Annotated in this window: 6 protein-coding genes and 6 pseudogenes; 3 read left to right on the forward strand and 9 right to left on the reverse strand. The window is 40.8% G+C overall.

The features are described 5' to 3' along the window. Window positions 1–31 precede the first annotated feature (31 nt). Window positions 32–1,203 (reverse strand): annotated as a pseudogene (locus P4S61_RS08940) (PepSY-associated TM helix domain-containing protein). 266 nt (window positions 1,204–1,469) lie between these two features. Here P4S61_RS08940 and P4S61_RS08945 point away from each other — a divergent pair. Together P4S61_RS08945 and P4S61_RS08950 are read left to right on the forward strand one after the other, a co-directional pair. After that, window positions 1,470–2,085 (forward strand): annotated as a pseudogene (locus tag P4S61_RS08945) (SemiSWEET family transporter). Window positions 2,086–2,166: 81 nt separating this feature from the next. After that, window positions 2,167–2,954: pseudogene (locus tag P4S61_RS08950) on the forward strand (PhzF family phenazine biosynthesis protein). A 4-nt stretch (window positions 2,955–2,958) separates the two neighbouring features. Here P4S61_RS08950 and P4S61_RS08955 read toward each other — a convergent pair. The 8 genes and pseudogenes from P4S61_RS08955 to P4S61_RS08990 form a co-directional block, all read right to left on the reverse strand. Then, the gene (locus P4S61_RS08955) at window positions 2,959–4,200 is read right to left on the reverse strand and encodes a sensor histidine kinase (protein WP_337118158.1); all 1,242 of its coding nucleotides are present in this window, start codon (window positions 4,198–4,200) and stop codon (window positions 2,959–2,961) included. Next, window positions 4,187–4,387: a helix-turn-helix domain-containing protein gene (locus P4S61_RS08960; protein WP_442961589.1), complete on the reverse strand. Its 201-nt coding sequence runs from the start codon at window positions 4,385–4,387 to the stop codon at window positions 4,187–4,189. The genes P4S61_RS08955 and P4S61_RS08960 overlap by 14 nt, the downstream gene beginning before the upstream one ends. 27 nt (window positions 4,388–4,414) lie before the next feature. Then, window positions 4,415–5,586 (reverse strand): annotated as a pseudogene (locus P4S61_RS08965) (sigma-54-dependent transcriptional regulator); the annotation flags it as partial. Further along, window positions 5,552–6,772: a hypothetical protein gene (locus P4S61_RS08970; protein ID WP_337118161.1), complete on the reverse strand. Its 1,221-nt coding sequence runs from the start codon at window positions 6,770–6,772 to the stop codon at window positions 5,552–5,554. The pseudogene P4S61_RS08965 and the gene P4S61_RS08970, both read right to left, overlap by 35 nt. 50 nt (window positions 6,773–6,822) lie before the next feature. After that, window positions 6,823–8,046, reverse strand: coding sequence for an FtsX-like permease family protein (locus P4S61_RS08975; protein ID WP_337118162.1), 1,224 nt, complete (start codon window positions 8,044–8,046; stop codon window positions 6,823–6,825). Then, window positions 8,043–8,735, reverse strand: coding sequence for an ABC transporter ATP-binding protein (locus P4S61_RS08980; protein ID WP_145240229.1), 693 nt, complete (start codon window positions 8,733–8,735; stop codon window positions 8,043–8,045). The genes P4S61_RS08975 and P4S61_RS08980 overlap by 4 nt, the downstream gene beginning before the upstream one ends. Window positions 8,736–8,746: 11 nt before the next feature. Further along, the gene (locus P4S61_RS08985) at window positions 8,747–10,003 is read right to left on the reverse strand and encodes an efflux RND transporter periplasmic adaptor subunit (RefSeq protein WP_337118163.1); all 1,257 of its coding nucleotides are present in this window, start codon (window positions 10,001–10,003) and stop codon (window positions 8,747–8,749) included. A gap of 198 nt (window positions 10,004–10,201) precedes the next feature. Further along, a pseudogene (locus P4S61_RS08990) lies at window positions 10,202–12,716 on the reverse strand (zinc-dependent metalloprotease). A 286-nt stretch (window positions 12,717–13,002) separates the two neighbouring features. Between P4S61_RS08990 and P4S61_RS08995 the strand changes: the two are divergent. After that, a pseudogene (locus tag P4S61_RS08995) lies at window positions 13,003–14,177 on the forward strand (efflux RND transporter periplasmic adaptor subunit). Window positions 14,178–14,192 lie beyond the last annotated feature (15 nt).

Raw genomic sequence — 14,192 nt, forward strand, 5'->3', positions numbered from 1 at the left:
TAGATAAAGGTACGCTGAGGTAAAAATTTAATCAAGTATTAAATGCTGTCGCTGTTCGCCTTTGCTCGCGATTTCTTTGTGATTGTTTTTTACGATTACGGCGGCTAAGCCACAAGTAAAAACCAGTGCCTGCAAGCCATACTGGGCTTAGTCCAATCACGCACCATAAGATTTTACTGAGTAAACCGGCAAAATAACCAAAGTGTAATTTTCTAAAGCTATCAATTACTTGCCAACCAATGCCGACTTCGCGAATATCCCAGTTAGCTATATGTTCACCGGTTTGTTTATCATAAGTAACGGTGTTAGCGTATTCGCTTGCCAGTGGATTATTGCTATCAACTTCACCAAATAGCGTAATGTTTTCGTCAGGCTCCAGTGGCATAACTAAAAAAGTACCATTAAATGTCGGGATTTGTTTTTTGCTGTCATCTAGAATGACTTGAAAGTTAATGGTATCGCTATGTAAGTTTTTAGTGAGTATAAAATGCTGTTCTTCTGCGTGTTCGACTACTTCGTGATACCACACAGCCCAATTAAAGTAGCCGCCAGTGATCGCCAAAATTAAAATAATGGGTGAGCCAAGTACCCCTGTCATTTTATGAATATCGCTTAGTACAATTTGCAGCGTCGCCTTGAAGCGTACTGAAAATAAACGTTGCCAAAATTTACGATAAATTATTAAGCCTGTAACGCCGAGGATAAATAGAAAGATTGCAAAAAAGAACCCAAGGACGGTGCCTGTTTGACCTGGTAGAGTTTTTAAATCGTTTAGCAAAAATGTGTAATGCAGTTCTAAAACCAATCTGTGAAGTAGTGACTGGTGCTAACTGGCTGCGAGAGTATTTCGCCAGAATATTGATTGATATGAAATTTATACCAAGTGTCGGTACCGCGTTCGATTAAATAAACCCGATCAGCAGTATCATCATTAAATATTTCCCAACTACCTACTATATAGCTAGGAAATTCATGCTCAGCAACCGCTATTAATTTATCAATGGGTTTGCGTTCTGCGTGACTATCAACGACAAAGTGACTATCTGGCATGAGTAAGCCATCAATTTCACTTTTAAACACTAATACGCTGCCAGTAATACTGATCACAATAAGTGGAACTAAAGCACAAAGCGCAATCCAACTGTGTATTTTAAAAGTGTTTTTCTCATAAGGCAAAGAGCTATCAAAATTAATTTGTTGCATGATAACAATTATCAATGTTATTTCAATTCTATGCGATGAGATGTTTACTTGCTAACTGCAAAGTGTCAGTCGAAAAACGGAAACTGTAAGGTTAACTTGCCGCATTAGCAATGAGTTTATTTTGTACAAATGGTTGCTTGTTTTTATAGGACCTTTACAATGCCGCGCCTTACATAAAGCATATAAAAACAGTAATTTACACTGATTTATTGTTTTGTTTATAAGTTGCTAACTTATTAATCAACTACTAACGAGCGAGGTCTACTTTGGCGCATTACCTGCCTATTTTATCATCATTTATTTTAGTGTTTAGCTTTTTACCGTTACTCAATAAAATTCGTAAAAATCGCAGTGTATCGGGTTTATCATTACTAATGATGGCTCTTTGGTGTTGCCCAAAGTGTCTACTTTATTACATATAACTTGTACTTTGAGCGCTTTTATATGGTGCTGCCTTTTGTGGTGACTGGATGCTTAAGTGGCTTAATTTTGTATTATTTTGCCCGTTATAATGCAAAGACAAGAGAGCGAATTCAATTAACTGCCATGCTAGGCTTTTCGTTCTTACCATTTTTATTGTTGCTTAATCCACAGTTAGAAACTGCACAGGTACTCACATGGCTTACTTTTGTGGGTTTGATCATGAGCTCTGTACGAGTGATGCCGCAAACCTATAAAACGCTGCGCAGTGGTGATATTAGCAACCTAAGTGCACGTTATTTTAGTTTACAGTTTATAGCGGGTGTGTGTGGTTTATTTGCAGAATTAGCGATGGCGGCACCAAGTACTTCGCATGTTTTAACGTTTGTGATGATCTTACTGACTAATGCCGCGCAACTTGGTTGTATTCAATATTATAAAATGCGCCCTGTCGCAGCTTAATATTAGCTAGATAAATTTAATACTCTTTTAGCTCAATTTGTGGCAAGTTATTAGAAACTTAGCCTGATAAATTGAGCAAAAATGCAACTCACAATCCATCAAATAGACGCTTTCACTAACGAGCTGTTTAAAGGTAACTATGCCGCAGTTATTGATTTAGATAATTGGCTTGATAATGAGCTAATGCTAAAAATTGGCGCAGAAAATAACGTCTCCGAAACCGCGTTTACTTGTCGTCAAACTGACGGTAGTTTTGCTATCCGTTGGTTTTCGCCGTTAATGGAAATCGATTTTTGCGGGCATGCTACACTCGCTGCGGCATTTGTGTTGTGCGAACAGCACAATTTATCGCAAGTTCGTTTTCAAGCTGTTGCAGTCGGTGAGTTAGTTATTAATAAAAATAGCGATGGCAGCTTTGCCATGACTTTTCCAAAACAAGCTCCTTTTGTTACAACAGAAATACCCTCTGAGCTATTTTCTGGCTTGTCTATACAACCAGTTAAGGTGTTGAAAAACAAACAAGCTTACTTTGCGATTTATGAAAGTGAGCAGGATATATTAAACCTTAAAACAGATTCAAACTTGCTAAAAACACTAGCTCCACTTGATGTAGTTGCAACCGCACCAAGCGCAAAATACGACTTTATTTCACGTTATTTTTGGCCTGCTAATGGCGGTGATGAAGATTACGTTACCGGCTCAATTCATACCGGTCTCGCGCCTTATTGGGCGCAGCAATTAGTTAAAAAACCTTAAGTGCTTATCAAGCCTCTAGTCGTGGCGGCCATATGCAATGCGAAGTCAGTGAACATAGTGTTACTCTCACAGGATACGCAGTGCGGTATATGCAAGGCACAATTTATTTGTAAGTTTTTAACAGCTATTTTGCGGTAGTTTAATGGTGATTTGCGCGCCATCTGCTGTGTTAGCTAACTGCAATTGGCCGTTGTGCTTTTGCACAATATCATTACACAAGGCAAGGCCTAAGCCGTTGCCTTGTTTTTTGGTGGTGTATAAAGGTTGCAGGGCATTATCAATATTGGCAAAACCAGGACCGTTATCAGTCAGCTGTAATATTTGCATGTCGCTTTGTGCAAAACAGCGCAATGTTATGCAAGCTTGCTCTGCGCAGGCTTCATAGCTGTTTTTAAATACATTAATTAATAATTGTTCTATCAGTAGTTTATCGGCAAAAAAGGATGGGGAACCTGCGAAGTTAAGTTGAACGCTTTGTTCTTTGGCGTTGAGTATTGCGAGCGCTTTTAAATCAAAGGTTTGCGGTTTTGCGTTCGGTAAACGACTTAACTCTGCATAGGCTTTAATAAAAAGCAGCAGTGACTCACTGCGCGATTTAATCCGTGTTAGCACTTGTCTCGTTTGTATTTCGTCTAATTCATCTGCCGCCATTAGTGTATCTGTCATTGAGGCCATGGGCGTCAGTGAGTTGTTTAATTCATGCGATAAAATACGAATTAGATCAGCTTGTGATTGGCGCTTTGCATCTTGTAACTGATGGCCTATATAGCTGGCGGTAATAAGTGTTTGTTTAGCATCGCTCAGGGCAATGCGTTGTATTTGCCAATCCTGGTTTAATTTTGCATGGCTGCATTGGTTATTATCAAGGCTAAAACCACATTCTGTAAAAGTCATTCCTCGTAGTAATGGCGTTTTCAGCTGAGCATACATTGGGTGGTTAAAAAATATCAGTTGGCTTTGCTCGTTAAATACTGCAATAGGGTGTGGCCAATGCTGAAATAACCCATCAATTAAGTGCTCAGACTGCGGTTGTTGTGTTGTAAATAATGTTTCTATTTGTGCGCCGAGTATTGCCCATGGGGAGCTTGGATCACTGTAGCCTAAGCTAAGGTTACTTTGCCCTTGCTGTTTTGCATCAATATAAGCTTGTAATTGTGCCACGGGTGAAAAATGACTATGGAATAACCGATAGGCGCAAACAATCAATGCATAACTTAAGCAAACCCCTAAAGTGACGGTGAGTAAAATATCTTGGCTTAGTTGATACACTAAAGCAGCAGTAGGAATAAGAATTGCGGCAAATATGGCGCTTAAAATGGCAATCATCTTGGCTTTATGGCTCATTTTAAAATGATTCATCCAAACCCTCTAATTGATATTTTTCCATACGCCGATAAAGCGCATTACGAGAAATACCTAAGCTTTTAGCTGCCGCTGTGATCTGCTGATTATGTTGTTGTAGTACTTCGACTATGCGTTGTTTTTCTAGCTCCTCTAAAGTCAGCGCAGGGATAGATTGACTTTGTGTTGTTTGATAGTCGAGCATGATATGATTTATTTCAATTGCTTCACCGTTACAGATCAGCACAGCACGTTCGATTACATGACTTAATTCTCGAATATTGCCAGGCCAAGGGTGGTTTTTAGCAACTCGCGAGCACTGGCGGATAATGGCAATATGGGCTTGTTGTACTTAGCTGCAAACTGATTGATAAAATGTTCGCACAGCGCAGAGATATCGTCTTTACGTTCGCGTAGCGCAGGCAGACGAATGACAAAGGTATTTAAGCGATAATATAAATCTTGGCGAAATTGGCCGTTTGTAATTGCGCTGGCTAAGTCTTGATTGGTAGCTGCGATTAGTCGCACGTTTATATTTTCGCTGGCGTTTGCGCCAAGCGGAGTGAACTCACCAGTTTCTAACACCTGTAATAATTTAGGCTGTAAATGAAACGGTAAAGTGCCGATTTCATCCATAAACAAGGTGCCATTTTTAGCACGGCTAAATGCGCCTAAGCGGTCTTGCTTGGCATCGGTAAAAGCCCCTTTATGATGACCGAATAGTTCACTTTCAAATAACGACTCTGCTAATGCCCCCATATTGAGACTTATCAGCGGCGCTTCGCAGCGGCCACTGAGCAGATGAATTCGCTTTGCTAATTGCGATTTCCCGGTACCGTTTTCACCTAAAATTAATAAATTCGCATCGGTCGGCGCCAGTTGCTTGATGAGTGTCTCGAGAGACTGCATCGCGCTGGATTGCGCGATCCAACTAGTGTCCACAGGCTTTGCCGTTACGGACTTAATATGATTAGCAATTTGGCTTAGCAATTTTTCTTTACGCCATGGTTTTTCAATAAAATCTTTTGCGCCATTTTGTAAGCCAGTGACTGCCAGCTCAATGTTAGCCCAAGCGGTCATTAAAATGACGGGAATATTTAATGGGTTAATTTGTGCAAGTAACGCGAGCCCTTCTTTTCCTGAGGTGGTATCTCGAGTAAAGTTCATATCCAATAACACCAGTGCAGGCGTTAATCGGCTAAGCAATTGCATGCATTGCACCGGTCCATCAGCTTCAACCACGCGATAACCGGCTTGCTCTAACAGTAATGTGAGTGCAAAGCGGATATCGTCATCGTCATCCACAACCAAAATAGTGGGTTGGTTCATAATGGTCGTATTGGCAGCGTTTGCTGCCAACTCCTTAAATTTATTGCTCTCTAAGCGCACGCATAGGATCAGCATTTATAATACGCCATACTACCAAAACAATGGCAATAAAGACGATAGCAATCAATAAACTAGTAAATATTGTAAGTGCCTGCCAGGAAAATGCCGGCAACAAAGGTATTTGCAATTGCAATAGTAAGTAAATACCACATGCAAGTGTTATCGCAATGACAAGTGCGCTCAGCAGTAAACCATTAAAGCTTTTAATGGTGCGTTTCATCAGATTACTACGACTTGCTCCTGTTGCCATACGGATGGCAAGCTCAAAGCGTTTTAGTTCTGTAAAGCTGATTGCCATACCATTACTGCCCACCGCGGCTAACAATAGCGTTAATACCGATAATGCACTGATAAAGTAAAACTGTACGCGAGCTGGCATTGTTTGCTCATCCCAGCGTTCAGTCAGTGTACGAGCTTTAACTTCGTTGACTTGTGGATTAGCACTTTTAATTGCTTGAATAATGGCATTCTTATCAAACTCTTGCCCTTCAGGCAGTTGCATCACCAAGTTTATTGTTGAGGTGTTGCTCTTGTCAGTATAAAGCATAGCTGGGTAGCCTTGGTTTTTAGCCATGATAGTATAGGTATCGGCAACCACTCCAATGATACGTCGGCTAGCAATATTTTTTCCTACCACAGATTCAAGCGTACCGTCAGTCGATATTTGTTTGGCAAAGGTCTCGTTAATAAGTGCCACATCATCTAAATCTTGGTATTGTGCTTGGCTAATATTTTGCCCAGCTAGTAATGTTAAACCAAAGCTATCCACATAATCAGCCGCTATGTTTATATTCATAAAGGTGAACCTTTTTTGGGTTTCATCATCCTGATTCATGCTAATTGTGGTATTAAAATTAAACGGTTCACCTTGGCTTTGTAATATGGTTATATTTGGTTGTATCTTTTGAACAGCCTGACTTAATTGGCGCTTTATATCGAGGGTGCCCAAAAAGCGTTGCTTCGCTTTTTGCTCGCTATCTTGGTCATTATCTAGCGCTACTTTTTGTGCTTCCAACTCGGCATTTGTTAAAAGAGCTTTTTCGTTATTGTGTAGGTTTACCTGAGCAACAAGTGTATTACCAGGGGTGAAACCTAAATCGACATTTAAGCTGTTATAAGCCGCATTTGCTAGCATCGCGGTACCTGTTAATATCACGGCGGCAGAGCTTAATTGTGCAATAAACAGTATACGACTAAGCATGGTTATTTTCCCTGCATTAACGCCTTTATTGCCGTTATTTAAATTGCTTATCAGCTGCGTTTGATCAAATTGCTGGGTTGATAGAAACGCAAAAACAAGTTGATAGTTAAAACGGCCACTAGTGCAACCAATATAGTTACGGCGTCAATTTTTACCAGTTCGAGCATCTCTATATTACCGCCACTGATTATGGGTAATATGCGGATCAACCACGCAGCACCTAATAAACCTAACACTGCGGCAAGTAAAAAGGTGCTGAGATTTTCTAAGAAACTCATCACCAGTAGCTTGTTGCGGGTGGCACCCATGCATAGGTGAGTTGCAAATTCTTGTTCACGCTGCTGATAGTGAGCAATAAATAAATTGAGTAGGTTTAGGCTTGCCATTATGAGTAGAATGGTGACAGCGGCGAGTAAAAACCAGATCATAGTTTGTTGCTCAGCCATTAAACTATCTCGATAGAGAACCGCAGTACTTTCTGGATTCATGCTTTCAAACATTTGCTTCATCGGGCCAAGTTGTTCACTTTCTTGTTGGTAATATTGCAGCCAGAAATCTTCGATGTCGCTTGTTGTAATTGCTTGCTGAGTTTTTCTAAACAGAGGTTGCAGGCTGCCATCAATCGTCATTTGTGTTGGCTTTGAAGCTTGCTCTGCTAAATTGTAGTAAAGCCATATTTGCTGGGCGTACTTTTCGTCAGTTTCCGATAAAAAAGATGAAAAATCAGTAACAACGCCACGAACTTGCAGTGATTGGCCTTCAAGTTGTAAGGTTTGACCGATTACATTAGCATTATTTTGAAATGCACTGCGCCATAAACTTTGAGAAATCCACACTGCATTTTGGCTATGTTCTTGACTTGGTCGTTCGCCAACTAATAACTCGCCGCCGACTACCGTCATAAAGTTATCACTGGCATCAAAGCGCGATACAGGATAAGCAACCTCATCCACTTTTATAGCACTTTCATCTGCTTGAAAGCCTGCAAATTTGCCATACTGTTTATATTGTTCAGCTAACAGTGCAAGGCGTTTAGTGGTAAATATTGATACTCGCATATCGTCTGAGACAGCCATAGTCCGGTTAATTGTATAGAGACTTTGTTCGTCTTTAATATCGGGTAGCGGTTTAAAAATTAGGTTGCTACTCATTGCGACCACAACCAACACGGCTGCCAGCGTAAAGCTGAGTGTAATTAAAATGGGCAAAGATAGGCGCGGCAAAGTAAATAGCCTCAAAACGCCATGGCGCAGAGCGCGAAGGTAAAAACTCATGCTACCGCTTCCTTATGTTCAACAAGTACTTTGCCGTCAAATAAGCGAATTTGACGCTGTGCCATTTGGCTATACCGTTCGTCATGGGTCACCATGACGACAGTGGCACCTTGTTTGTTTAGCTCTAGCAAGAGTCGCATTACAGCATCGCCATTTTGGCTATCTAGATTACCAGTTGGTTCATCCACAAGTAGTAAGTCGGGGTTGCCAACTAGCGCGCGAGCAATCGCAACGCGCTGTTGCTGTCCGCCAGAGAGTTGGCTTGGTTTATGATGTAAACGGGCGCTCATGTTAACTGCCGCTAGTTGTTGCTCTACGGCGGCCTTAATATCTTTACTTGGCGTACCTCGGTGCTCCAGCGGCAAAGCCACGTTTTCAAATACGGTTAGGCTATCAATCAAGTTAAATGACTGAAATACATAGCCAATATGCTTATTCCTAACACTTGAGCGTTGATCAACATTGAGGCTGTGAGTGTCAATATTCGCCAGTTGATAGTCGCCATCGGTTGGCGTATCCAGCAATCCTAAAATACTCAGTAAGGTTGATTTTCCGCAGCCAGATGAGCCAGATATAGCGATAAACTCGCCTTTGTTTATTGTTAAAGAAACATCCTGTAGCGCATGAGTTTTAACTTGGCCTTTGCTATACACTTTATTGATGTTGTTAATGGTAACGAGTGCTGTCATGGTGTTTTTCCTTAAAGTTTTGCAGTATCTAGCGCCAAGTGGCTGTAAGTATGCCATTGGCTTAAATCATTTGTGATAATTTTTTCACCAGCGTTTGCACCTGCGGTGATGAGTAAATCTTTGCCCGTTAGCTCGCCAAAGGTGATCTCTTGTTGCTGTAATTGCGCTTGATTCGCTGAGTGTTTATAGAGCAGTTGCGCACCGAGAGGTTTTAATCCTGGTTGCTGGCTCACATAGAGGGCATTTTCTTTACGCTCAACAAATACTAAAGCATTGACAGGCTGCGCAGGACGCAGATTGGTCGGTAATGGTTCACTCAGGTGTACTTCGGCAATAATAAAGCCGTTTTCGACTACGGATGTTAGTTGCTTAACTGTGCCTTTTAACATGCCTGATGGATGTTTTAGTTCGACTCGAGCACCAAGTGTTATGCGCTCAGCAATGCGTTGCGGAATATTTAATTTAGCCATTAGTTGGCTTTTTGAGCCCACTCGCGCCATAGCTTGTCCTTGGCTTACTCGCTGACCAAGTTCAATATCTAAGCGCTGTAATGTACCTGCAATCCCTGCGATGATTGTTAATGCCGTCACTTTATTACTGACTAAATCTACTTGTTTTTGTTGCTGTGTTAATAAAATTTGTTGCTGCTGCAGTTCTAACTTGTGCATTTCTTTTTGTTTTTCAAAACGGTAGATTGCAAACTCAAGACGCTTTTTAAGTTGTTGGTATTTCAACGTAGCTCGTTCTAAATCAATTTTGGCGGCGATACCTTGCTCTGATAAGCGCTGATTGACATCAACATCTAATTTAGCGCTTTGTATTTGGCTATCAATATCAGCAAGCTCAGCTTGAAAGGTCAGCTGCTCATTTTGTTTTTGAAATTTAAATGCAGCAAATTCAGAGTGCATACGTTCTAGCTTGGCTTGAGCTTCAAAAAATTGCTGTTCTAGATCTGGGTTGGTGAGTTTGGCAATCACAGTGTCAGCTTCAACATCTGCGCCAGCACGTAGATAAATTTCACTAACTTGACCAACTGCAAGGGCACTAATTAGGCGCTCATAGCGTGATGCATATTGACCATACACCGGCGTCATAATATCAATATCACCTTGTTGGACGGTCACCACATTGAGCGTACTCGCATTTAGCTGCGGCACAGCAGGTTGCACAGCAAAATAGCTGATGCTTGCAAGCAGTATGAGTGCGGCAACAATGAGGGCTATTTTAACTTTGTTTAGTTTTGTGGTTTTCTCAATATTAATATTCATAATCTACAAATCTACGTGGTTGATAGTGTAGTTAATGAAAGTTTGATGCCAGAAATAAATACTGTTTATTTTCAGTTGGTTAAATTTTTATATGGTGATTATAAAGTGATAGCTGTTCGATATCGAACACGCAGGTGTTCGGTTTTAAAAATAAAAAAGGCCACACTTGAAGGTGCGGCCTTATTATTGCGTGGTTAGTTATGCTTCGAGCGCTTTATTGATTAGGCGATCGATATACTTTTTATGTGCTTTTGTCGCTGTATCTGCACCCCATGGCGTGCTGCTGTCTGCAATTTGAGTTAATTGATAAAGCGCTGCAGTTTTTGCTAAGTTATCGTGCTTGCTTGGTTTACCTAGTCCCGCGATAGCAATTAGCTGATTGACATATTCAATTTGCAAGTTATGACTGATTGAATTAGCTGCTTTACTGTCAATAAAAATACTCGCCGTTAAATCGTTCATAAACTGACTTAAGCTATATTCATTACCGTATAGTGCCGTGTCTGAGATGCGTTGCATAACAGCGGGGTGGAGTAATTGGGCTAATACTGATTTTTGCATCCCCAAAATCATTTTATGTGGTTTTGGATCTTCATTTTTGCCGTAATGATTAAAGCCGCGACGTTGTTGTTGCATGTAGTTATATAGAGGCTGCATGCTGGTAAGTACATCTGGGGCAAATACATTTTTCGCTAAAATTTGCATGGCTTGTTGTTGGCGCTCTAGTGGCACAGGGGTAAATGGTGCAACAGCATCATTACCACCCACAACAGCGCGCTCTACGTAGACTCCGCCAATTTGGCGAGAAATTATATTCGCTTGGGTGCGATATTGACCAAATAAGCTGTTTGCTGAGATCAGTAATTGTTGGTGTGACTCACCAGCAACACGCGCTTTATCTTTGAGCTCAGTAAACAGTTTGTTGATTAGCGCCATGCGATCAGCACCATACGCTGCTGGGTTTGATGACATATCGCCAATCATCACGCGAGGATCAATATGTCTACCAGGTGCGCGCATATCATCGGCATCGTTACCAAACGCAAGTTTGTGTTCGATTGAACGGGCTAAAATCTTTTCAAGGCGTTGCTGTTCAGCTGCTTCATCCGCTAATGCTTGGCTGTAACCAAACTCAATTGCCCAATCATCATAAGGACCAGGCTTGGTTTGGAAAATATCACCCTGAGCCATACCAATAGGAGCAATATTAGCAGGGGCATAATCCATCACTGAACCTGTTACGATCCCTTGTGTTTTATTTTTGTCGTGAACGTCTTTTTCATTCCACAAAATGGATGATTTCATATTGTGGTTTAAACCTAGTGTGTGGCCAACTTCATGTAGCACTAGTTGGGTTAAACCTTGACGTAAAATTTCTTTGTCTTCAATGCTTGCACCGGTTGAAAGGCTGTTTGCTAGCATCATATTTTGTTGTATTTCATGTCCTAGCGAGCAGTTTAGTTCACCGGTATTAGCAGCACCATTGCTGTGGCTCATAGTGCCTTGTGTAAATAGCGTATCGTAAATCCAGCGATTTTTCATAAATACAAACTCAAGCATGATGTCTGAGCCTAAAATTTCACCGGTTAATGGGTTTGCTAGGGCTGGACCGTAGCCGCCAAATGGTGGCTTTGGTGATGAAGTCCAACGTAGCACGTTGTAGTTGATGTCGCCTGCGTCCCACTTTGCATCATCCGGCTGGATTTTTACTTCTATAGCATTTTTAAAACCAGCCTTTTCAAATGAGCTATTCCATGCCAGGGTTGCTTTTGCAATGGTGTCGCGCCACTCAATTGGGGTGGTGTTTTCAATCCACCAAGTAATTGGTTTTACAGGTTCGGATAACGCAGCGCTTGGATCTTTCTTTTGTAAGTCCCAACGCTTGATCACATCATTATATGGTGCCCAGTCTGGGGAGGTCATTTGATCAAACTGATTTGTGAAATAACCAATGCGAGCATCGTCAATACGAGATTGGTAATCATTCTTTGGCAGTGCTACGAATGAATGCTGTACCTTTAAGGATACGTTGCGAGGATCACTTACTGCACTTGAGCCGCGCACGCTTGGGTTAGCATTTTCAAATACGTAGTCAACAACAACATCGAGGTTATTAGGGTAAGGGCGCTGTTTGATAATACGTGACTTTTTGTCGCTCAATTTACCAAGATTAAAGCGTTTTTTGGCATTTTTATCATCTGGGTTTGGCCAAGGAGAAACTTTATGTAGTGCTTCACTTAAAAATAGTTTGTTTACATTAAAAGCAATTTTGCCTTGCTCTTGTTTTTCAATCTTAATACTAGCTAGTACCGCTTCACTGATGTTTGCATTAGCAGCTTTTGCAATAGCACTACTTTCATCAAACTGGTAACGAGGTGTTTTACTGATAATGTCTATGCGATCAAAATACTTTCTAAATTCAATAAGCTTTGTTTCACGATAAGCCCCACGGAAGTGACCAGCATCAGTAACGCCATCGACAGTATGGGCAAAGTACACAAATGGGGTATCAAGCTGTGATTCATCAATTACCATTAAGTGATCACCGGTTTTTTCATCTTGATAGAGGCTAAATATCCCCGCAAACTCGGTTTTATCTTTGATCAGCTCGGCAATGGTTTTGTCTTTTTTCGTCTTTTTTATCTGCGGCCAAAGCGTGGCCGTTGGTCGCTAAAGCTAAACTTAATGCTAGCGTAATGGTTGTTAACTTCATTTTATACTCTTTATTTTACTTGTTAAAATCTTATTCAGTGTACCCAAACTGACTCGGGAAGAAACAAATCTAGGATGAAATTCCTAAGCTTGTTTTTATCATTTTGATTTATATGGTTTATTTTTTATATCAAAATATAAAAAAATATTAAATAATAGATTAACAATGGTTTTTTAAAGCTTTTTAAAGATATCAATTTTTTTGTAACAGTTGCTTACAAATGTCACGTTAATGTTTCATTCAGCTCTGTTATTATGGCTTTAGTAAAATATTAAGGGGACTGATTATGCGAACAACGATATTAAAATGGGGACTTCCTTTTGTCGCGCTTGGCATAGGGATTGTTGGCTTTGTGGGAATTAATGCGATTGCCCAAGAACCAGAAAAAGAAATAGTCGACACTCGGCCGGTTGTAAAAGTTGAGGCTGTGGCTGCCAACGATCACCAAGTAATGATTAACAGTTATGGTGAAGTAAAACCGTTGGAAAACACACAGCTTTCAGCACAAGTGTCAGGTGAAGTTGTTAGTTGGCATCCTAATTTTGTCGCCGGTGGTATTGTTGGACGTGGAGAAGTTCTATTTACTATTGAAAAAGATAATTACGAAGCGGCTGTACTGCAAGCTGAAGCTGAACTAGCTCGTGCGCAGGCGATGTTAATTGAAGAGCAAGCGCAAGCCAAAGTAGCAGAAGACGAAGCTAAGCGATTCCCTAGCAAAGCACGCACCGATTTATTTTTACGTAAGCCACAAGTGCTAAGTGCACAAGCGTCAGTTAAGTCAGCGCAAGCAGGATTAAAACGTGCACAGCGTGATTTAGACAACTGTGAAGTAACCGCTCCATACGATGCATTAGTTATTAATCGTAATGTTGGTGTGGGTCAATTTGTTTCTATGGGCGCACAAGTTGCTGAATTAAATAATATTGAAACCGCTGAAGTCATCATACCTATAGCTGGGTTTGATAGTGTTTTTTACCTGAGCGCGTCAAAGGCGTCACTGCAACAGTGATTAAAACGGGCTTAAATGGTTTTACTCGCCAAGCGGTAATAGATCGTGATTTAGGTATTGTTGATAATGCTACGCGTATGAGTAGTTTGGTTGTTCGAATTGACGATCCGTATGGTTTAGTGAATAAACAACCAGCGATTAAGTTTGGCACTTATGTACAAGTTAATTTTGCCGGCACCATGCTTAATAATATCTATCGTTTACCGCAAGAACTGGTGAATAACCAAATGGTATGGATAGTTAATGATGAACAGCAACTTGAACCACGTAAAGTGAAAGTGATCCGCGAAGAAGGAGAGTTCTTTTATATTAGTGATGGTTTAGAGGCTGATGATCAATTAGTTGTTACCTTACCGGAGTATCCACAAAAAGGCATGGCAGTAAAAATTGCAGGCCTTCAAGATGCTAAAGAAATAGAGGCACCGAAAAGTGCATCTACTGAACAACTATAAAAGGTAGATTGAGTT

The organism is Pseudoalteromonas sp. B160, assembly GCF_037162485.1.
GTDB lineage: Bacteria > Pseudomonadota > Gammaproteobacteria > Enterobacterales > Alteromonadaceae > Pseudoalteromonas > Pseudoalteromonas rhizosphaerae.

Bases quoted from the DNA above. Each gene is read 5' to 3' on its own strand.
- P4S61_RS08955 (WP_337118158.1), bottom strand. From the start codon at position 4,200: ATGAATCATTTTAAAATGAGCCATAAAGCCAAGATGATTGCCATTTTA.
- P4S61_RS08960 (WP_442961589.1), bottom strand. From the start codon at position 4,387: ATGCTCGACTATCAAACAACACAAAGTCAATCTATCCCTGCGCTGACT.
- P4S61_RS08970 (WP_337118161.1), bottom strand. From the start codon at position 6,772: ATGCTTAGTCGTATACTGTTTATTGCACAATTAAGCTCTGCCGCCGTG.
- P4S61_RS08975 (WP_337118162.1), bottom strand. From the start codon at position 8,046: ATGAGTTTTTACCTTCGCGCTCTGCGCCATGGCGTTTTGAGGCTATTT.
- P4S61_RS08980 (WP_145240229.1), bottom strand. From the start codon at position 8,735: ATGACAGCACTCGTTACCATTAACAACATCAATAAAGTGTATAGCAAA.
- P4S61_RS08985 (WP_337118163.1), bottom strand. From the start codon at position 10,003: ATGAATATTAATATTGAGAAAACCACAAAACTAAACAAAGTTAAAATA.